Here is a 20,362-nt window from a genome sequence, read left to right on the forward strand (position 1 = left end):
TGGGGATAATGGCGAGCTACTATTTGAAATTGAGCTTGTTGCTGCTAACAATTCCTGACCACTGAACTTTTTTCTCTTTTTCCCGACGGTAAGAAAAGAAATGCTCTGGAGTTTGGAAAGTACAATAAGGAGCGATCGCAATTTGTTCTGCACTAATGCCCATATTTTCCAGCTGTAAAATATTCACTCGCCGGACATCCAGCCGTACCTTTCCCGGATTAGGATCTTCTAGCAAGGGTGAATTTGGTAGCTCATGTAATGCAGTTATAATTTTTTGTTCTTCGTCATGTGGTATAATGCTAGACCCGACTTCAGCCGCCACATTGATAGAGACTTGGTAAACCTCACCAGCGATCGCAGGTCCGATTGCAATTCTCAAATCATCGAGTTTGCTGCCTTGAGATTGTAACCGAGCGATCGCCAGAGGCACAATCTTTTTAGCAGTTCCCCGCCAACCTGCGTGTAATGCTGCCACCCGTCCAGTTTTCACATCCCCAATCAGCACAGGTGTACAATCTGCACTAGCTACCCAAACAGCTTGTAGAGGCTGTTCGCTCATTAAACCATCCGCCGATGCTAAATCCTCCCCATCAGTGCAAAAGATGCTGTCAATTTCTTGGGGGGTGAGAATAGTATTGCCATGAACCTGCTTTAAGCGATAGACTGATGCCTCTGGTTGCAATACTTCTGTGAGAACTTGTGGCGATCGCGGCCAAAACTGTTGGGTAAAGAAGCCGTGATGCCAATCTTCCAGAATACTACAAGTTAGATAGGGCAGTCCTTCCCAATTGCGCCAGTACCAAGTGTGCATCTTCAACCAAACCTAAACGGCAAATCACTCATCAGCCAATCAATGCTAACTTGAACAACGGAATTTGGGTTAACTGCTGTGGGATTTAATCTGCAAAACTTGGAAGCAGCCCTGAAAGCAGGGCGTAAGTATACACATATACCATTTTCCCTCCACTTTTTTGAAAGCGTCTCTTCAACTAACCAAACCCTCTGGGACTTACTCAACCAAGGGGCAATTTCAGGAACAGTAGTAATTGCCACTGTGCAATCTGCTGGGCGGGGACAATGGGGACGTAAATGGATTTCTCCTGCTGGGGGATTATATGTTTCCGTGGGGATTTCTTTCGACCACAAAATAGAGGCTACTGACAGCTATCAGCTAACTTTTGCTACCGCTTGGGGAATTGCGTCTCAATTGCGCCAGCGCGGTGTAGATGTTGGGATAAAATGGCCCAATGATTTAGTTTTAAATGGCCGCAAACTAGGCGGCATTTTGACAGAAACCAAAGTAAACAAAGGACAAATTACGCAAGCAGTAATTGGTGTTGGTATTAACTGGACAAACCCAGTACCAGAAACTGGAATCAATCTGGAATCTTGGCAAGCTTCCCAAGATTTCAGACCAATTTCTGGTCTGGAAATGCTAACCTCTACAGTCTTGCTGGGAATCGAATCCGGTATGGAGTGCCTTTGCCAAGAAGGAGTAAGCATACTCTTGTCTCGCTATCTAGATTTGCTTACAAACATGGGTGATAAAGTGTACGTTAATAATCTTTCAGGTACTGTAGTTGGGGTGACATCTCAAGGAAATTTACGAGTTGATTTGGAAACAGATGATACAAAGGAACTAATTACACCGGAAATTTATATTGAACCCGGTACAATCAGTTTGGGATACCATAAATCTTCCGTTTAAATTTGAGGTTTGTTCAAAATTTAGCTCTTTGGGCAAGACAAACCACTAACATCATCTCTTTAGGCTAATTACACACAACTGAGAGAACAAATGACGCAACGCAATAATTCTGCCCATGATCGTTTGCATTACTTATGGCAGCGATGTCTGACAAAAAAACGCTTTGCCTCGACACTACCAGCTCAGAGCCTCTGCTGGCTGAGTAGCGTTAGCCTCCTCAGTGGCGGCTTCGTGTTTGCCCAAACGGAAACACAAATAGATAACATCGTTCCCACTGTTGAAAGTTCGCAGTCAACAGCAGTTACAAATCCAGTTAAAAAACAGGCTGTTGCGCCCGAAGCCGTGTCAGCCCAACCGGAATTTTCCCAACGGCGAGCCAAATTCAGACAGAGATTAAGCAAGCCAGAGGTTGCTCAATCAAAAGAGCCAGTTAGACAGTCTACACCCAAAATCGAAGCTGCCCAACCTGTTGTGATTATCAGACAGTCAAAGCCGAAAGTAGAAACCTCCCAGGTTACTCCTGCAAGAGTGAGACTGGAAAAACCCAATACCCTTATCCGCTCTTTACCTGAAAAACTTCCAGAAGTTGCTGAACCAGCAAATAACTCGAACAGTACTGTCAGTGCAACGGCGGGGAAAACCAAGGATTATAATAACGCCTATATTGATCCTAATAATTATGACAGTGGTGCCACAGGTACTTATCAAGCACCAAATTCTGTAATTCTCACAGACCGTTCCAGTGGTTGTCGAGCCATTTTGCCATCAGGGCAAAGTGTATTAGGCGGCGTTTGCGCCAAAGTACCTCAAAGGAATGTTGCTGATTCTAATGGTAAACCAGCACCTAATTGGCTCAGAAGAAGTCAAAATGCCCAATTAGCAGTAGTTCCACCCGTGCGGCAGATTGCAACTACTGGCAAAACCAGCAGATGGCATCCTATTCAAAGTGGTTCTACTGGTGACACCAAGAGCGCATATCGCCCGAATCGGTTTATCCCGAGTCCCGGCGAGTTCAGCCCCACAACAGTGAGCGCAACTCCCATCACGCCAAGTGGCGGTACTTTACCTCCACCAATGGCAGATGGCAACATTGCACCCCGCCCCAGCACCGTAGCTTACGACTTCTCACTGGCATCAGTATTGCCGCAAATCCCTTACACGGCGAGAGTCGCCTATAGCGGTACGGGAATGATGTATCCATTGTCTATTCCCGCTCCCATTACTTCGTTGTTTGGTTGGCGAATTCATCCAATCACAGGCGATCGCCGCTTCCATGCTGGTACAGACTTAGGTGCGCCTACCGGAACACCAGTTTTGGCAGCTGCTGCTGGTCAAGTAGAAACTGCTAACTGGGTGGGTGGTTATGGTTTAACCGTTATTCTGAATCACAAATCTGCTGAACAAACTCTCTATGGTCACATGTCAGAAATCCTTGTTCAACCCGGTCAGTGGGTACAACCTGGAACTGTCATCGGGCTAGTTGGTAGCACCGGGAACTCCACAGGTCCTCACCTGCACTTTGAAGTTCGCCACCTGACACAAGATGGGTGGGTTGCTACTGACTCAGGTGTGGAATTACAGTCTGCCCTCAGCCAGTTAGTGCGAGGCTTACAAACTGCTCAGGTAAGCCAGCGACCAGGCGGCTAGATTGGGAATTTTGGATTTTGGATTTTAAATTTTAAATTAATCTAAAATCCAAAATCCAAAATCTAAAATCTAAAATTCAGAGATACCCGTGTTCTGCTAAGAATGTGGGTGTAATCCCATCTATACTATTGTTATCAGGGGCTGGGGTGTGTGGGTTGCCAGAGTAAAGTAATTTTTCGACGTATTTGCCGAGAATATCCCCTTCTAGATTCACCAAACTCCCAGGAACCAAATAGCGAAGATTTGTCTCGGTGTATGTGAGAGGAATTACCGCCACTTTGAATTGGGAGAGTTCTGGCTCATATGCGGCGACTGTGAGGCTGATGCCATTGACCGCTATACTACCTTTAGGGACAATGTACCGCGCGATCGCCTCGGATGCAATAAAGGTCATTTCCCAAGAACTAGCCGTTTGTTCTGCCACTAACAATCGACCAATGCCGTCTACATGACCCATCACAAAATGACCGCCAACTTTGCCGCCCACCCTGAGCGACGCTTCTAAATTGACATATCTCTGTTGGGTTTGCTCACCTCCCAACGTCGTGCGGCGTAGAGTTTCCGGTGAAGCAGTGGCAATAAACCCGTCTTTTAAAACTTTTTCTACTGTCAGGCAAACACCATCTACAGCAACACTGTCACCATAAGCTAAATCTTGCATAATTACTTCACCCGACTGGCTTACACAAGTAATTTGCCAAGAATCGCCCCCTAAGGGTTCCATCGTTCCTAATGCCTGGATTAATCCTGTAAACACGGCTTTTTTGTCAAACTAACTCTATTTATTACCTAATTTTGCCTGAAATCAATTGGTAATTGTCACAGAAATCTAGAATATCCAAGTATATTTTCTGACTTTTTTTCGTATAGGAATATTAACACATTAGCATCCTTCACAAGGCATACTTGGGTAAGAAGGTTATTGTCTAAGAAGACCAATTTGACTTACTCTGGTTTTCACCCCAAGTTCGGAGTTTAATAGAAGCAATTATAGAGAACGAATGCTTATGTTTATTACTCTCACCAAACCGCCGAAAAAAAGGTGCTATTTGTTACATAGCATCCCTGGCTCTCAAAGGATTGTAGAGGCTTAGTCAATGATTGAAATGAAAGTCGCTGGCATAGCATTAGATGCCATAACCCGCAGCCCGATCGTCCTTTTGAAAGATTCTTCAGATCGGCGGGCTTTGCCAATTTACATCGGTCAGGAACAGGCTAGGGCAATTATGGGCGCACTGGAGAATCAGAAGCCTCCTAGACCCTTAACCCACGACCTGATTGTAAATCTTCTAGAAACTTGGAATATGACTCTAGAAAAGGTAATTATTCATTCCCTGCAAAAGGATACATTTTATGCAGCTTTAATCGTCCAGCAAGGCGAAGTCAAAAAAGAAATTGACGCGCGTCCTAGTGATGCGATCGCTATTGCCCTGCGTACAAATACTCCCATCTGGGTAATGGAAGAAGTCGTTGCTGATGCTTCTATCCCTGTTGATCGCGATGCAGATGAAGCCGAACAGCAAGCCTTCCGTGAATTTATTTCCAATCTCCGTCCTGAAGATTTGATCAAGCGCTTTGGTAATGGCGACAGCTAAAAGAGTGCTGAGTGCTGAGTGCTGAGTGCTGAGAAAGAATAGAGAATCTAAAAAAAATCAATTCTTTATTCTTTCTTTTTCATCTTTGACTCTTGTACAGACAATATTAATCGTGTTTCTACTCAGCACTCACCACTCAGAACTGAATTTATGCAATACCGACGCTTTGGGAAAACGAATTTGCGCCTCTCGGTTTTTTCCTTGGGAACAATGCGCTACTTGGCTTCTTTTGAAAATGCTCACCAGACCATCGAACAAGCCTTAGCGCTAGGAATTAATCATCTAGAAACCGCCAGAGGTTACGGCAAAAGTGAGGAGTATCTTGGTAGGGCGCTAAAAGCTGGGTTGTCAGTACCCCGAACGAGGCTTTATGTCACTACCAAAATCTCAGCCACAGCAGATGCTGACAGCATGCGTCGGTGCATCGACGAGTCGCTAGAACGATTACAACTAGATTATTTAGATTGCTTAGGGGTTCATGGTTTGAACACTTGGCAACATTTGGAATGGGTGCAAGCCAAAAATGGCTGTATGCAAGCCGTGGAGGAAGCTGTTGCTGATGGCCGAGTGCGACACGTTGGTTTTTCCACCCACGGGCCATTAGAGGTAATTCAGGCTGCAATTAACACAGATTTGTTTGAATTTGTCAATCTGCATTATTACTATTTTTTTCAACGGCACGCAGCAGCGATTCAACTAGCTGCCGAAAAGGACATGGGGATTTTTATTATTTCCCCTGCTGATAAGGGAGGACGTCTCTACACGCCACCCCAAACCCTAAAAGACCTATGTCAGCCGTATTCACCCTTAGAATTGAGCTATCGATTTTTACTTGCTGATCACCGTATTACTACTTTGAGTATAGGTCCAGCAAACCCAGATGAATTAAAGGAACCTTTGCGAGTCGCTGACGATGATGGAGAGTTAACATCAGCAGAAATTTTCGCTTTCCAGCAATTAGAAAATCACCAAAAAGTTGCTTTGGGAACTGAAAAATGTAGTCAGTGTTATGCTTGTTTGCCCTGTCCAGAAAATATCAATATTCCAGAGGTATTGCGGTTACGTAATCTCGCAGTTGCATACGACATGAAAGACTATGGGGAATATCGTTATGGAATGTTTGAAAATGCTGGTCACTGGTTCCCTGGCATGAAAGGCAACCGATGTACAGAATGTGGTGACTGTTTGCCTCGGTGTCCAGAAAAATTAGATATTCCAGCTTTATTGGAAGATACTCACCAAAAATTAAATGGGAAAGTAGGTAGGAGATTGTGGGGTTGACACTCTTTTGACTTCTATAGCGGTTCTCAATTGCATGGAATACAGACCTAACCCCCAACCCCTTCCCTACAAGGGAAGGGGAGTAAGATTTAAAGGGGAGCATCTCAATGAGTGTAGAAAGTCTGTAAAACCTCACCCCAACCCTCTCCTTAGTAAGGAGAGGGAGTATAAATCTTGTTTCTCCCATTAACAAAGGGGGATTAAGGGGGGTCGATTTAGGATAAATTTACAAAACTGAGATGCTCCCGATTTAAAGCCTCTCTCCTTTTATGTTTTGCGCCGATCAGAGCCGATAAAAATGTAAAATTTATAAAAGATTAAAAGATTTAGGAAGATCAGCCCAAGCTGGGGTATCTCGCGGCAAGAAAGATGAAAATTAAAAAAAAAGAAATATCCTCCGCCAATCACTGACGGTTTTCCGCTACAGTGGACGGGCTGTAAACTTAGTATGGACTACTAGCCGATCGCTTACTATTCTTCTGGCAAGTTTAACTTTAGTGGGTGGTCTTTTACCGGCGGCGATATCCTACATCAGCAAGTTAATTGTTGATGCGGTGGTATTTGCCTCTCAAGTTAATTCACAGAGCAATGGTTTTGTGAATATTTATCCCTCTCTGTCGTATGTAGGATTAGAAGCGATCGCTGTAATTTTACTAGCAGGCAGTCAACGTGGACTAATCATTTGTCAGTCGTTATTGCGGGCGCTAATGGGTCAGCGTGTTAATGTACTCATCTTAGAAAAGGCGCTGAAACTGGATCTTAGGCAGTTTGAAGACTCAGAATTTTATGATAAATTGACCAATGCCCGACGAGAAGCATCAGTTCGTCCCCTTTCCTTAGTAAACCGCACCTTTGGGTTAGTGCAAAATGCTCTTTCCCTTGTCACCTACGGTATTTTGCTAGTAAATTTCTCAGTTTGGGCGGTGGTAATGCTGATTGTGGCAGCTATGCCCGTATTTATTGCCGAAACGAAATTTGCTGGAGAAGGTTTTCGCTTGTTTAGTTGGCGTGCGCCAGAAACCCGCCAACAGAACTACTTAGAAAATCTGCTAGCGAGAGAAGATTTTGTCACAGAAATCAAACTCTACCAGCTGGGAGAGATGCTGCTAGAACGTTACCGCAACCTGTTCGATCAACTCTATGGCGAAGACCGCGATTTGACTCTGCGGCGAGGATTGTGGGGCTATCTCCTAAGTTTAGTCAGTACTGGTGCTTTTTACCTAGCTTATGCTTGGATTGTGCTGGAAACAGTGTTAGGTAAGATTTCCTTGGGAGATATGACACTGTATCTGACTGTGTTTCGTCAAGGACAGTCTACTTTTTCCAATGCCCTCACCTCTATTGGAGGGATGTATGAAGACAACCTATATCTATCAAATCTCTACGATTTCCTCGAAGAGGAAGTACCAAAGTCTTGGGGTAAAGCAACCATTGGTTTAAATCCCCAAGATGGTATCCGTTTTGAGAACGTATCATTTACTTATCCAGGAAGTTCCAAACCAGCATTGAGAAACATTTCGCTACATTTGAAACCCAGAGAGAAACTGGCAATTGTGGGTGAAAACGGTTCTGGGAAGACTACCTTAATCAAACTACTTACCCGACTCTATACCCCAGACTCTGGGCGAATTTTCTTAGATGGCTTGGATTTGCAGGAATGGGATGTGGATGTGCTGCGGCGGCGCATTGGTGTGATTTTTCAGAACTTTGTCCGCTATCAATTCACTGTGGGTGAGAATATTGGCGTGGGTGATGTAGAACATCTCGAAAACAAAACCCGTTGGCAAACTGCTGCCCAAAAAGGCATGGCGCAATCTTTTATTGACCAATTACCCCACAACTTTCAGACTCAACTTGGTCGTTGGTTTAAGGGAGGACAGGAACTTTCTGGGGGACAGTGGCAGAAAATTGCTTTGTCTCGTGCTTTCATGCGATCGCAAGCAGATATCTTGGTATTAGATGAACCAACATCAGCAATCGATGCCCAAGCTGAGTTTGAGATTTTCAATCATTTTCGCGCTATTACTCAAAATCAAATGGTACTTTTGATTTCCCATCGCTTCTCGACAGTACGGATGGCTGACAAAATCGTAGTAATTGAAAACGGCGAAGTTATAGAACAGGGAACTCACGAAGAATTATTACAGCTAGGAGGACGTTATTCCAAGTTGTTTCTGTTACAAGCAGCTGGTTATCAATAGGAAAAGGGGCTAATAGACGCTTCGTGAATATGATGAAGAAGATGAAGCGATATCTTCGATGGGCTACGCCTACGCACTTGTAACCGTACCATTTGAGATTTCTCTACAAGATTTATACAACAAGGTGAAATTTGAGCCTGTTGAGCCGGAAGGGGAAAGTGCTGGTGTTGAGGGATTGGGGTAAAAAATTTATTACCCCTAAGCTCGACTTTATCCATTTTTGCGCTTAGGCGAACACATAAGCTGAAACCCTTGTACGATGGAAGTTTTACTTTTTGATCTTCATCGATAATTTATGACGTGGAAAAAGTATTTGCCAAAAAGCTAGGGTTTTTGCCGGATAAAGAAAACCGATCTCTTAATTTTGGATAAAGTCGAGCTAAGAATCTCATTCCAAGTAAGCTCGCTAGGTGCAATTCTTCTAGCCTGGGGTAGCATTTCCTGAACAAAATCGAGCAAGCTTAAAAAGCTTATGGCATTGGGGAACGCAACTATTACTAGGGTTCCCATTTAATCAAGTGCGATCTCTTAGCTTTAGTGCAATGGATTATATGATAGATGAAAATAAAAGCCCCCCAATTGTTTTATGGAGGGCTAACATTTCCCGCACTTGAGAGGGGGATTTTGTTTTGTTGCTTGGGGTGATGGAGAACGCGAGGTGATCGCCTCTATTACATCGCCTTATTTGATTATTTAATGGGTCATTGACCTTGACTCGTTTGATTGTCATTGATTAGTTATGATACTTGCTTGATGGGGGTGCTTTCCTTCCTAGGGTGTAACTTTAACTTTAAGAATGCTTTTAATTAACCTGAAACTTGACCTGTTCCTTTACATGTTTGACACTGGGCTTCTTGCCTCTGACCTGAAAAATTTGTTTTTCCTGAGCCACCACATTTTGGACAAGTGACTTTAGGTCGCTCAAATTTACCCGATCTATCAGGAGGCTTTTCGTTACTCATGGAATTAAAATTCTCCTTCAGGAAACTATGCTTGAAGATAATATAACTTCAATATATTTTTTTGTCATCTAAATTTTAATAACAGTGGGGTAAATTCAGTATCATTACTTAGATGATGAGGAGAAAGACCTAATTTTAAAAACTAAAAATAGTGACTTTTTCTTAGTGCCTACAACGGCTGATTTTTTCTCTGTGATGGCAATTGATTCTCTGTCTAGAATTTTATCAAAGTGGTGTAGTTGGGCAAGGATGGCAAGCGTAAACCCTATATTAAAGGAAGCTACTTATCCATTTCCAGAATTTAACTTGAAGTTTTTAGGAATTATAGTTCAGAACTATAGAATTATTAGGGGTAAAGAAACAGCAGCATTTCAAACATGGATAGAAAAAATTGAGGATGCAGTATTTGATAAACTAGTACCAATTTTAGATAAAAATAATCTGTTATTACCTAAAGCAGTCTCTACTGAACTGGGTATGAATGGTAGTTGTACTCTGACAAAAATTTCTAATTTTAATAGTTTAATTGCTCTATCGCAAAAACATAGTACACCAGTTTATGCACTTACAACGGAACAATTAGGACAGACAGGTATAGTACGCGAAAATAATCAAAAAAAGCAAGAGGAATTTAAAACAACTTTTTCTGACTTAGCAGATAAAATTATTGCACTATCATCCAGTTATGCAATCAGCGCTTGACCAATTTCGCATTAGTATTCAGCGTGTTCGCGATCTGATTGCTCTTCATACTTCTGTTAAGGCTCAAGCTACTGCTGTTCTGGATCTTTCAGACATTTTACGAGCTGCACTAGTTCTAACTGTTAGTGCCTTGGATTATTATATCCATGAGGTTGCTACCATAATGAGTAAACCTTCTAAAGATATTAAGCAACAACTTACTTTAATTGTGGATCGCAGAAACAAAATTGCTCATGAAGCAGATATAGATCCCACCCTCAACATAGGTAATCGCTGGTATATCGACGAATCAATGGTTGGTGATACAGTAGATTATATTGGGCAGGTTGTAGAAAGTATTCATCAAATTTTGTAGCCTTACGTGAATTAATGGTAGATATTGTTAACTAACTAATTGAGGAAGATAGGTAAGCAATCGTTGTGGAGAGATGAAAACTGCGATCGCTTTACTTGTGCAAAGGATCTAAAAAAGATTTAAGCAACTTTTTAAGGTTTTTGAGAAAAAGTTATTGGCTCTGGCAAAGGTTTTCCTTACTCTTCATACTATTCAATCAGAGACTCAATCACTTCCTGTCCATGTTTAGCGGCTTCTTCATAAATCTTACCATGAGTGTGGAATTGCTGCCAAGGGAATTCCGGTAAGTGTACTAAGTAGCAATTATCCTCATCTGGCCATTGAATTACCATACTGTAGGCATAATGATTGTTGTCTATTAAGCTGAGAAAGCGATCGCTTCATTTATCTCACTTGACAAAGGCGACGCCGAATAGCCCGCACTTCGACAAAGCTCAGTGATCACCGCAGGCATCGCCTGTTTTTGCTAAAGTGAGGGTGTTAAAACTGCTTATACTAATACCAGTCATTAACTCTTTGTTGTCTCCGGCTCGCAAAATTATGTTGAATCCCTAAATCGTGAGTGAATCTTCCTACTTTATTTTCTCTGCGTCCTCTACGCCTTTGTAGTTCGTTAAAAAAGTGAATTATTACAAATCAGATAATTAAATTTATAGCAGCAAGAATAAGAAATTAGTCCATCCCATTTCTTCATCAAAAATAAAATTAAAGATGAAATCAGATTCACAAACACCGCTAGATTTAGAAGAACTAGCTTTTTCCCATATTCCCGTTTTGGGGCGAGAAGTAATTGAGGGTTTAGCGGTGCGTCCCGGCGGGCATTATTTAGATGTGACGGTAGGTGGCGGTGGTCATAGTCGCCTGATCTTAGAAGCTGCGGCGGATGTGCGGGTAACGGCTGTTGACCAAGATGAAGATGCTTTAGCAGCAGCACAGAAGAACTTAGCTGAATATAGCGATCGCATACAATTTATTCATAGTAACTTTGCTGCCTACGAGTTTACCCCTAACACTTTTGACGGTATTATCGCCGATTTGGGGGTGAGTTCTTACCATTTAGATCAAGCAGAACGGGGTTTCAGCTTTCGCCAAGCCGCGAATTTGGATATGCGAATGGATCGAGGGCGATCGCTAACTGCTGCCGATGTGATTAATAATTGGGATGAAGCGGATTTAGCAGATATTTTCTTTAAGTACGGTGAAGAGAGATTATCGCGGCGCATTGCTCGTCGCATTGTTGAACGTCGTCCGTTGCACACGACTACAGAATTGGCGGAAGCGATCGCTTCTTCAGTTCCCCCGAAATACCGTTATGGTAGAATTCATCCCGCTACCCGTGTTTTTCAAGCTCTGCGAATTGTCGTCAACGACGAGTTAAAATCCCTAGAAACCTTTCTAGATAAAGCCCCAAATGCCCTTGTCCCTGGTGGCAGAATTGTGATTATCAGTTTTCACAGTTTGGAAGATCGCCCGGTGAAGCATGGTTTAAGAAATTTACCTTTATTAAAGGTCTTGACAAAAAAGCCGATTATTGCACAAGAAGAGGAAATTGGTAATAATCCGCGATCGCGATCGGCCAAGTTGAGGATAGCCGAAAAGCTGGTGTAACTGCAATGCAGCGTTAAACTGCTCCATCTCGTGGCTCAGAACTGCTGCGAATACGCTCAATGAACTTAGGATAATTTTCTAAATCCTGTTCTGACTGTAACGGTGGCATTTCAATCCAATTACCTTCGAGATGCAGCTTATCGACATAAGCATAGAAGGCTTCCTGATCTTCCCGATGAGCAAGAACGTAATTATGTAACTCTTTCTGACTCATTGCATGAAAATTAGGCTTGCTCATCCTATGTATCTCCATTTACCGTTAGGGTATATCTCTATAATATTTTCCTCACCTGCCAAGAAGAATAGATTTTTTGTCCGTTCATCTATACGAACGATATTAAGTAGGGAGGCACAATTAAATATAAGATAAAACCTCACCCTCAATCCCTCTGGGATGCTTTGGAGAGGGAAGCCGGAGGCAGGGTGAGGTTTTATATTTAATTTGACCCACTTACTTAATAAAATAAATTTTCAATAACCTGCGATCGCGATCGGACAAACTCAGGATAGCTGCAAAGCTACTGTAACTACAATGCAGCGTTAAACTGCTCCATCTCAACGATCTGTTAATTTAGCGTTGTTGGAGAGATAAATCCTATGCGCCTAGCAGATGAAGCGGAACTGGGTAATTGTAAATTAGTAATCGGGAATTGGGATTAGTTCAATATTTGTAACCGATTTTGCTCTAGAATTTTCGACTTTAATAGTATTCTAAAATGACGAATAGCTTTTTTCGCTACAGTTTTCGAGGGAATACTCCATGACTATTTGGGTAAATGAGCAAATTGATCCGTCTGGAATGATTCATGCCTGTATTGCCTGTTGTAATGAATCTCAAGCTAAGGATTGTCATGATTCCTTTGAGAATAATTTGACCGAGACGCAAAAGGCAGCAGGTTGGATAGCACGATTGCGGACAGTCGATTCTTGGGATGAAGTGCCGGTGAATTCTTTAAAACTCAATTAATTCGGGTCATTTTTTGGGATTTTGAGCGAACATATTTCAATCCGCGTAGGCGTAGCCCACCATAGGCATCGCTTGTTTACCACACGCTGCATCTATGCCAACGCCTACAGCGATCGCAAATCCCATTAGACAGGTTAATAAAGGATAAAATTCGGATTAAAATTATCAAATTATTAACAACTGCTTCCAAAGAAAGTGACATATTAGAGAAAATGGATGATTTTTTGGAACTTTTAAGAGCTATCATCTATACCGGAGATTAAATTAAAAAACTTGCATAAACCGAATCAATTTAGTGAACTATCCCAAGGTTTACACTTCGGAGCAAGCCTGTCCCATTAACTTAGTTGCCGAAACGGGACAAGCGGTTCAAATTTCAATTCATGCTCCCAGTCAATATATCTGTGCCAACTGCGAACGGATATTACCAGATTGGAAACGGCAGCCATTTTTACGAGTAGTGATTGTCTTACAGCAATCACGTTATCAACTAGTCGAAAAGACAGCAGAAGTAGAGACAGAAAAAGAACGGTTACGAGAAAAGTTTATGAGATTTGGCTGCGATTTGGCATTTAATCTGCGCGATCGCGGCTATTTAACTGACCTGATCGACCCTCGTACAGGCTATCCTTTAATGTCCCATCCCGGAGCAATTCCCCACGATGACACAGCAGTTGTCAAAGCTTTGCTCAACTATCCAGTGATTAAAAATCAATGCCGTGTATTAATTCATCCCGATTGGGGTGCAGCAGTTTATCCTAGCATTTTGATATCAGAAGCTCCCCCAATTGTGATCGAATTGGTTACTAAAGGTATAGCAGCTATGCATGGGTGGAAAGAAATTGATTATTAATTGGGAATTGGGCATTGGGCATAGGCTGTATGCGGCGATTCAGTCCATGTGGCTGGAATTATTGGTATATAAAAGCTTAGTAGAAAGTAAAGCCGATATTTTGCAGTGGTTGAGCTAAGTGTAATGTATCAAAAGATGTGTTAAAACCTACTAATGAATAGAACCTAGCCTAATTACGTGAAAATTCGACTAGTCCAACCGCAAGATAGAAATCAGATTTTTGATATCCGAAGAGATGCTATACAGATACTTTGTTCCTAAGATTATAATCCTGAACAGATTCAAGGCTTATTGAACGATAAACAGTTAAATGACTTACAAGGGAAAGATACAAAAGATATAGTTTTTGTTGCTGAAATTGGAGAAACAATTGTTGGTTCCTCTGCGTACTCCAGATATTGGGTGAGTGCAATTTATGTCCATCCTCAATATGTACGACAAGGAATTGGCAGAGAGTTACTAAAAGCAATAGAACGCAAAGCTTTGTCCGAAAACATCAATACATTAGCTGTTTGTGCATCAATCACTGCTAAACCTTTTTATGAAAGATCTGGTTATCAAGAGTTTGGCGAAGCTTACATAATTTCAAGTACTGGAATTTATATACCCTATATCCGTATGCAAAAATGGCTATCTTCAGCTACTGAGGGAGAACATTCGCAATCAGAGGATTTAACAGCCATTTGCAGATTTTTGCAGTGGATACTGATTGGTAAATAAGTGAAACGGGATAAGTAAGTCGCCAGGAATAAATCAAACTATGCGTTTTACAATCTCCAGAAACCTCTGTATGATTGGGGATGTTTCGCTACTGCGGCAAATCATTGCGATGGCTACGCCAACGTCTGCAACGAATGCAACTTTTGGGCTGGCTGTTTCATAACGGGAACAACGCGATTTGATGAGGTGAGGTCAAAAACAAGCGATCGCTAAAAACCACTGTTGATTGTGTTAGGAATGATACCATTTCGGGAAACCTAACTTCAGTCAGAGCAAGGGAGTATTGAAGGCATGAGGACGATTCGCTTTGCGATAACCCAAAGGTTTAACGCATTTCTCGGAGCATTCACCACGGGGTTATTGACTGCGGGGATGGTATTACCCGCAATGGCGCAAGTCGCATCTGATGGCACTACCAACACCACTGTCAACCAAAGCGGGAATAATTTCACGATTTTGAATGGGATTGAAAAAAGTAATAATTTATTTCATAGCTTCAGTAATTTCTCAGTGTCTGTGGGTGGTTCAGCAAATTTTGATTTAATCAACACACCAAATATTACTACTATATTTAGTCGGGTAACTGGTGGAAATATTTCTGATATTAACGGATTAATTCGCACTCTCAATAGCAATAATCAGGTGAGTTTATTTTTGCTTAATCCGGCGGGGATTGTGTTTGGGAAAAATGCCGCGTTGAATATTGGCGGCTCATTTGTGGGTACGACGGCGAATAGTATTAAGTTTGCCGATGGGACTGAGTTTAGTGCAGTAAATCCCAGTAGTCCACCATTGTTGACAATTAGTGTCCCCATTGGGTTGCAAATGGGCAATAATCCCAGTTCAATTACCGTCCAAAACACAGGACATCGTTTGATTGCCCAATTCACTCCTACAAAGCTGGGTACGACTCCCACGGGCTTAAGTGTCACCCCTGGCAAGACCCTGGCCTTGGTGGGAGGAAGTATCACCTTAGATGGTGGAGTCTTACAGGCACCTTCTGGACAGATCGAATTGGGTAGCGCCAGTGCCGGAACGGTGAATCTAAATTCCTCCACTGGGAAGTTTGACTATGCCAATATCCAGCAGTTTGGCGATATCCAGTTGTCCAACCAAGCCCTTGCTAATGCCAGTGGCACCCCTTCAGGTGCCATTCACCTCCAAGGTCGGAATGTTAGCTTTACAGGCGGTTCTGGGGCTTTATTGGTCAATCAGGGAAATCAGGAAATGGGAGATATTGTCGTCAATGCTAGTGAGTTATTTGAGATGCGGGGCGGGGGGACTTTTGGTTTTGCCCAAAACTTTTTGCGTTCCGATAATGCTGGGACTGGTGTAGGGGGTGATTTGGTGGTGTCTGCGCCACGAGTGCAACTCTTGGATGGGGGAACTCTCGCCTCGCGGAACTTTGGTGCAGGAACTGGGGGAAACATCGCTGTCACCGCAGCAGATTCACTTGACCTGATTGGGTTTTCGCCAACTAGTCCCGGTTCTACTACGAGTTCGCTGATTACAAACACCTTTGGTTCTGGACGGGCAGGAGATATTCAAGTCTCAACTGGGACATTGACGGCGCAGGCGGGTGGTAAGATAGTGCTTACTAGCACTGGCATAGGGGCGGGTGGCAATAGCAACATTAATGCCTCTAAGTCCATCGAACTGAGCGGAGAAAACCCATTCAATCTGAGTTCCAGTGGGATTACGGCGAGTGCAGGCAGCTCAGGGAATGCGGGTCAAGTCACGGTCAGCACCCGCACAATGAACGTGCAGGATGGTGCAATTGTGGGTAATTCCACCATTGCCACTGGTAATTCAGGCAATTTAGTGATCAACGTTTCTGACTCCATTGAAGTCAGTGGTGTGGGTGCTCAGTCGGGTGTCCCCAGCCGAGTCGTGACCAATGCTGAGATCCTCCCAGCCGCCTTACGACAGCAGTTTGGATTACCGCCTTTTCCCACAGGCACAGTAGGTGACCTGACCATCAACACCTCACGCTTACAGATTAGCGATCGCGGTACGGTGGGGGTTGAGCATCAAGGGATTGGTAATGCTGGAAACCTCTACATCAATGCAGATAGCATTTTCCTCGATCGCACTGGCAGCATCACTGCGGCTACTAAATCCGGTGAGGGTGGCAGTATTAATCTCCAAGCTAATACCTTATTTATGCGTCATGGTAGCAACATAACCGCAACCGCCGGTGGTACGGGTAACGGTGGCAACATTCTGATCAATTCACCCATTATTCTGGGCTTAGAAAACAGTGACATTGTTGCTAACGCACTCCAAGGTCATGGTGGTAATATTAACATTACGACTCAGGGTATTTTCGGTTTAGAATATCGGACACAACTCACTCCAGAGAACGATATTACCGCTAGTTCCAAATTTGGGGTTAACGGTATAGTGGAAGTTAATACCATTGGTGTAGATCCCAATTCTGGCTTAGTGGAATTACCCGCAAATGTCACCGATCCATCACAGCAAATAGCTAGTGGTTGTTCTGCAAATCAAGGTAGTAGTTTTGTGGCAACGGGACGGGGTGGGATACCGCAAAATCCCACGCAGGATGTGAGGAGCGATGTCTACGACGGGCTACGCCTACGCACTTGGTCTGATATCCGCAATCTGACTGCATATCGCCATACTGGGCCAGTGACAGCACAAATGCCCGAATCTCCAGAAGTTCTCGTCAAAGCCACTGGTTGGCGACGTAATGCACAGGGCAAAATTGAGTTATTTGCAGATCAATCTCCGACTCTGGTGCAACAAGCATTAACCTGTGCGGCTATTCCTCAAAATTCACTCTGATAGATATAACAAAATGGCACTAAGAAAAGCTCTAAGCTTTGCGGGATAAGCGCTACAGATTTTAAAGTGATTGTTGAGTGAAGGTCTTGGTATGGGACGGGCGATTGTGCTTGATGCAATGCAGCGTAGCTTGCCAACTTCGGCATCGCTACAAACGTTGAGTGGGCGCGTTGGTTTCGGTGTAACTGTCCGGCAAGAGTGCGATCGCAACGAGGCGGGCTGGCTGGTTCCATATTTTTATAAACTACCCAGTTCATTCCAGATTTTGTAAAGATGTCGGCACAATTGCAACACCTATTTTGGCTGCTACTAGGCTAATAATTGTTTGCATCTGGATGGCTTGTTGACTTACAGAGGGACTAAAGCCTGTTTGCTGGCAGAGAATTTTGGATTATTCTTTCAGAGTCAATCTGACGGCTGTCAATTATGAAGCTAATCAAATTGACAAATAGATTCTGGTTTTACAGGACATATTTTGCGTGCGATCGCGTTATTCCTAATATTAAGAAAAGTCAGATTTTTCAGAGCGGATAAAGGCTTGATATCGCTGATTTTATTTGAGTTAAGGGAGAGTTCAGTCAAATTTTTCAGAGCGGAGAAAGGCTTGACATCGCTGATTTGATTTGATTCAAGGGAGAGAATAGTCAAATTAGTCAGATTAGACAAGGGTTTGATATCGCTGATTTCATTTGAGTTGAGGTAGAGATAAGTCAAATTAGTCAGAGTGGACAAAGGCTTGATATCGCTGATTTCATTTGAGCGCAGGGAGAGAGAAGTTAAATGAGTCAGAGTGGACAAAGGCTTGATATTGCTGATTTCATTTGAGCGGAGGGAGAGAGCAGTCAAATTAGTCAGAGCAAACAAAGGCTTGATATCGCTGATTTCATTTGTGCCAAGGTCGATAGAAGTCAAATTGATCAGAGCAGACAAAGGCTTGATATCGCTGATTTCATTTATGCCGAGGTCGATAGAAGTCAAATTAGTCAGAGCAGACAAATGCTTGATATCACTGATTTTATTTGAGTGCAGGGAGAGAAAAGTCAATTTTGTCAGAGCAGAGAAAGGCTTGATATCACTGATTTCATTAAAATTGAGGTCGAGAGAAGTCAATTTTGTCAGAGCAGACAAATGCTTGATATCGCTGATTTCATTTGAACCGAGGTCGAGAGAAGTCAAATTAGTCAGAGCAGACAAAGGCTTGATATCACTGATTTTATTTGAGTTAAGGGAGAGTTTAGTCAAATTAGTCAGCTTTTTGTTAGCCTGCTTGCAATTTTGAGTCTGGGCTTTTTCTAAAAGAACCTCAACAGTATGTTTTGTCTGTGGAGGTAAAGTTGATTTCTGCTGGCACCAATCTGTAAAGCTTTTGGGAGTTGCTAAAGGAGCAGCAATAGTCTGTGTGGTGTAAAATCCCAAAGTAAAAGTAAATATTGTGGCGATCGCTAAAGTAGGTTTCATTGCATGATACTATACTATTCGTTTATGCAATTACACTATACAAGCATTGCCTAAATTTGGTATAAAAAAGTAATTAATGAAAAACAAAATCAGCTATTTTTCGGTCGCCGCAGTTCCTTGGAATTAATCGGGCCGAGAATTTGATTAAGGCTCCGCAACTGTTCAGCTGTACCCATCCCAATCAGCCGATCGCCCGACATTAACACTGTATCCCCAGTGGGACCACCGATGAGAGTCCCATCAAGGCGGCGAATTGCCAGAACTAATGCCCCAGATTGCGATCGCAATCTCGCCTTTTGCAAACTTTGACCCACAAAAGGACAAAAAGCCGGGTCGAGTAAAAATTCTTCCATATATAACTGACGGTCTGCACCTGTCAAAATCCCGTCTACAAAGTCCAACACTTGGGGTCTGAGAGCCGCAGCAGCCATCCGCTTCCCACCAGTAATATAGGGGGATATCACCTCATCTGCACCACCGCGTTGTAACTTCTGCAAAGCTTCTTCTGTACTTGCCCGTGCGATCGCTCGAATTCCCGAATTCAGTGTTTTTGCTGATAATACTATATATAAATTTTCGGCATCTGAAGGAAGTGCTGCAACGATACAAGTTGCTCTTTCAATACCAACTTTCAGGAGTGTGTCATCTAATGTAGCATCACCTTGGAATGCTGTATAACCTTCCATCTGCGCCCTTTGCACAGATTCCATCTCCGAATCAATCACCACAAAAAGTACATCTTCTGCCTGAAATTCCTTGGCAATTTGACGACCAGTCCGACTAAATCCACAGATGATGTAATGTTCTGATAGGGATTCCATTAACCGCCTCTGCTGCTGTAGCCGAATTCCTTCATGAAAGTAGCCTTGAATGATCGCTTCTGTAAATCTGTTGACAATGTAACCGATATTCACCACACCCAATAAAATCAAGGCAATTGTAAACAATCGTCCTCGGCTACCCAGTGGATGCGTCTCTCCATATCCCACAGTCGCTAAAGTGATGACTGTCATGTAAGCCGCATCTTCCCATGACCAGCCCTCTATTATTCGATACCAGAAAGTGCCAATGAGGAAAACACCACCAAGAGCGATCGCCCCAGCCATTAACTCCTTTTGGATACGTTGATATTTTTGCTCAAGTGTTGAAAATGACGTAAAAATAGTATTTTTAGCCTACTTTTTCTAGTTTTCTACTAACTTTATACCATTCGTCCTTTTTAGTACATTTAAACTACAAGTTATCTAAACTAATAGTCCAAACTCAATACTCCTAATATTTAAAAATATTCATCTTTAACTTTACATGAAGCTCTAATGTCCAGAAACATGTTTTGGAGAGAGCGTTGGTATTGCTTCTTCCATTAATTTCAGGACTTACGCAAACAATAGCCGAAACCCTAATTTTCTTCTTAGGGCAATTCATGAATTGCCCCTACCGTATGTAGTTTTGCGTAAGTCCTAAATTTATTAGCTTTACTGATGATACAAGCCCAAG

At 42.8% G+C, this 20,362-nt stretch carries 23 protein-coding genes and 1 pseudogene; 16 read left to right on the plus strand and 8 right to left on the minus strand.

The window, feature by feature from the left end:
- Window positions 1-19: 19 nt before the first annotated feature.
- Window positions 20-811, minus strand: a complete 792-nt coding sequence (pgeF, locus tag V7K31_RS00150; protein ID WP_335091872.1) for a peptidoglycan editing factor PgeF — start codon at window positions 809-811, stop codon at window positions 20-22.
- Between the two features lie 78 nt (window positions 812-889).
- Here pgeF and V7K31_RS00155 point away from each other — a divergent pair, with 78 nt between their 5' ends.
- Window positions 890-1,708 (plus strand): biotin--[acetyl-CoA-carboxylase] ligase, encoded by an 819-nt coding sequence (locus V7K31_RS00155; protein ID WP_335091873.1) that lies wholly within the window; start codon window positions 890-892, stop codon window positions 1,706-1,708.
- Window positions 1,709-1,798: 90 nt separating this feature from the next.
- Window positions 1,799-3,355 carry a M23 family metallopeptidase gene (locus V7K31_RS00160; RefSeq protein WP_335091874.1) on the plus strand — a complete coding sequence of 519 codons (1,557 nt, stop codon included), beginning with the start codon at window positions 1,799-1,801 and terminating at the stop codon, window positions 3,353-3,355.
- A gap of 76 nt (window positions 3,356-3,431) precedes the next feature.
- Here the strand turns inward: V7K31_RS00160 and V7K31_RS00165 are convergent, their stop codons facing one another.
- Window positions 3,432-4,112, minus strand: a complete 681-nt coding sequence (locus tag V7K31_RS00165) for a riboflavin synthase (protein ID WP_335091875.1) — start codon at window positions 4,110-4,112, stop codon at window positions 3,432-3,434.
- Window positions 4,113-4,452: 340 nt separating this feature from the next.
- Here V7K31_RS00165 and V7K31_RS00170 point away from each other — a divergent pair, with 340 nt between their 5' ends.
- The 6 genes from V7K31_RS00170 to V7K31_RS00195 all read left to right on the plus strand — a co-directional run bounded on the left by V7K31_RS00170 (window position 4,453) and on the right by V7K31_RS00195 (window position 10,451).
- Window positions 4,453-4,950, plus strand: coding sequence for a bifunctional nuclease family protein (locus V7K31_RS00170; protein WP_334830337.1), 498 nt, complete (start codon window positions 4,453-4,455; stop codon window positions 4,948-4,950).
- A 150-nt stretch (window positions 4,951-5,100) separates the two neighbouring features.
- Window positions 5,101-6,231: an aldo/keto reductase gene (locus tag V7K31_RS00175; protein WP_335091876.1), complete on the plus strand. Its 1,131-nt coding sequence runs from the start codon at window positions 5,101-5,103 to the stop codon at window positions 6,229-6,231.
- Window positions 6,232-6,623: 392 nt separating this feature from the next.
- Window positions 6,624-8,432 (plus strand): ABC transporter ATP-binding protein, encoded by a 1,809-nt coding sequence (locus V7K31_RS00180; RefSeq protein ID WP_335091953.1) that lies wholly within the window; start codon window positions 6,624-6,626, stop codon window positions 8,430-8,432.
- Between the two features lie 58 nt (window positions 8,433-8,490).
- On the plus strand, window positions 8,491-8,616 hold the full coding sequence (locus tag V7K31_RS00185) for a hypothetical protein (protein ID WP_335091877.1): 126 nt from the start codon (window positions 8,491-8,493) through the stop codon (window positions 8,614-8,616).
- Between the two features lie 973 nt (window positions 8,617-9,589).
- The gene (locus tag V7K31_RS00190; protein WP_335091878.1) at window positions 9,590-10,096 is read left to right on the plus strand and encodes a hypothetical protein; all 507 of its coding nucleotides are present in this window, start codon (window positions 9,590-9,592) and stop codon (window positions 10,094-10,096) included.
- Complete coding sequence (locus V7K31_RS00195; RefSeq protein ID WP_335091879.1) at window positions 10,080-10,451, plus strand: hypothetical protein; 372 nt, start codon at window positions 10,080-10,082, stop codon at window positions 10,449-10,451. Before V7K31_RS00190 ends, V7K31_RS00195 begins: the two co-directional genes overlap by 17 nt.
- A 188-nt stretch (window positions 10,452-10,639) precedes the next feature.
- On the opposite strand, the gene V7K31_RS00200 is transcribed toward V7K31_RS00195, so the two are convergent.
- On the minus strand, window positions 10,640-10,783 hold the full coding sequence (locus tag V7K31_RS00200; protein WP_442941168.1) for a type II toxin-antitoxin system HicB family antitoxin: 144 nt from the start codon (window positions 10,781-10,783) through the stop codon (window positions 10,640-10,642).
- Between the two features lie 379 nt (window positions 10,784-11,162).
- Between V7K31_RS00200 and rsmH the strand changes: the two genes are divergently transcribed.
- Complete coding sequence (gene rsmH / locus V7K31_RS00205) at window positions 11,163-12,059, plus strand: 16S rRNA (cytosine(1402)-N(4))-methyltransferase RsmH (protein ID WP_335091880.1); 897 nt, start codon at window positions 11,163-11,165, stop codon at window positions 12,057-12,059.
- Between the two features lie 13 nt (window positions 12,060-12,072).
- Here the strand turns inward: rsmH and V7K31_RS00210 are convergent, their stop codons facing one another.
- The gene (locus V7K31_RS00210; RefSeq protein WP_335091881.1) at window positions 12,073-12,297 is read right to left on the minus strand and encodes a DUF6887 family protein; all 225 of its coding nucleotides are present in this window, start codon (window positions 12,295-12,297) and stop codon (window positions 12,073-12,075) included.
- Window positions 12,294-12,437: a DUF6888 family protein gene (locus V7K31_RS31720; protein ID WP_442941169.1), complete on the minus strand. Its 144-nt coding sequence runs from the start codon at window positions 12,435-12,437 to the stop codon at window positions 12,294-12,296. Before V7K31_RS31720 ends, V7K31_RS00210 begins: the two co-directional genes overlap by 4 nt.
- 382 nt (window positions 12,438-12,819) lie before the next feature.
- Between V7K31_RS31720 and V7K31_RS00215 the strand changes: the two genes are divergently transcribed.
- From V7K31_RS00215 to V7K31_RS00245, 7 genes are all read left to right on the plus strand, one after another.
- Window positions 12,820-13,026 carry a glycogen debranching protein gene (locus V7K31_RS00215; RefSeq protein WP_335091882.1) on the plus strand — a complete coding sequence of 69 codons (207 nt, stop codon included), beginning with the start codon at window positions 12,820-12,822 and terminating at the stop codon, window positions 13,024-13,026.
- A gap of 295 nt (window positions 13,027-13,321) precedes the next feature.
- Window positions 13,322-13,879: a methylmalonic aciduria and homocystinuria type D protein gene (locus V7K31_RS00220; RefSeq protein ID WP_335091883.1), complete on the plus strand. Its 558-nt coding sequence runs from the start codon at window positions 13,322-13,324 to the stop codon at window positions 13,877-13,879.
- The gene (locus tag V7K31_RS00225; RefSeq protein WP_335091884.1) at window positions 13,869-13,997 is read left to right on the plus strand and encodes a hypothetical protein; all 129 of its coding nucleotides are present in this window, start codon (window positions 13,869-13,871) and stop codon (window positions 13,995-13,997) included. Before V7K31_RS00220 ends, V7K31_RS00225 begins: the two co-directional genes overlap by 11 nt.
- A 161-nt stretch (window positions 13,998-14,158) precedes the next feature.
- Window positions 14,159-14,599: a GNAT family N-acetyltransferase gene (locus V7K31_RS00230; RefSeq protein ID WP_442941172.1), complete on the plus strand. Its 441-nt coding sequence runs from the start codon at window positions 14,159-14,161 to the stop codon at window positions 14,597-14,599.
- 40 nt (window positions 14,600-14,639) lie between these two features.
- Window positions 14,640-14,762, plus strand: a complete 123-nt coding sequence (locus V7K31_RS00235; RefSeq protein WP_335091885.1) for a hypothetical protein — start codon at window positions 14,640-14,642, stop codon at window positions 14,760-14,762.
- A 128-nt stretch (window positions 14,763-14,890) separates the two neighbouring features.
- A complete protein-coding gene (locus V7K31_RS00240) occupies window positions 14,891-17,407 on the plus strand; it encodes an S-layer family protein (protein ID WP_335091886.1) in 2,517 nt (838 codons plus the stop codon).
- A 91-nt stretch (window positions 17,408-17,498) separates the two neighbouring features.
- Window positions 17,499-17,678: a hypothetical protein gene (locus tag V7K31_RS00245; RefSeq protein WP_335091887.1), complete on the plus strand. Its 180-nt coding sequence runs from the start codon at window positions 17,499-17,501 to the stop codon at window positions 17,676-17,678.
- Here V7K31_RS00245 and V7K31_RS00250 read toward each other — a convergent pair.
- The 3 genes and pseudogenes from V7K31_RS00250 to V7K31_RS00260 all read right to left on the minus strand — a co-directional run.
- Window positions 17,664-17,789 (minus strand): annotated as a pseudogene (locus tag V7K31_RS00250) (LysR substrate-binding domain-containing protein); the annotation flags it as partial. The gene V7K31_RS00245 and the pseudogene V7K31_RS00250 sit on opposite strands and share 15 nt — an antisense overlap.
- A 50-nt stretch (window positions 17,790-17,839) precedes the next feature.
- The gene (locus tag V7K31_RS00255; RefSeq protein ID WP_335091888.1) at window positions 17,840-18,865 is read right to left on the minus strand and encodes a leucine-rich repeat domain-containing protein; all 1,026 of its coding nucleotides are present in this window, start codon (window positions 18,863-18,865) and stop codon (window positions 17,840-17,842) included.
- Window positions 18,866-18,954: 89 nt separating this feature from the next.
- Window positions 18,955-19,971 (minus strand): potassium channel family protein, encoded by a 1,017-nt coding sequence (locus tag V7K31_RS00260; RefSeq protein WP_335091890.1) that lies wholly within the window; start codon window positions 19,969-19,971, stop codon window positions 18,955-18,957.
- Window positions 19,972-20,362 lie beyond the last annotated feature (391 nt).

The sequence above is a fragment of the Nostoc sp. genome (assembly GCF_036917675.1).
In the GTDB taxonomy this organism is placed as follows: Bacteria; Cyanobacteriota; Cyanobacteriia; order Cyanobacteriales; family Nostocaceae; genus Nostoc.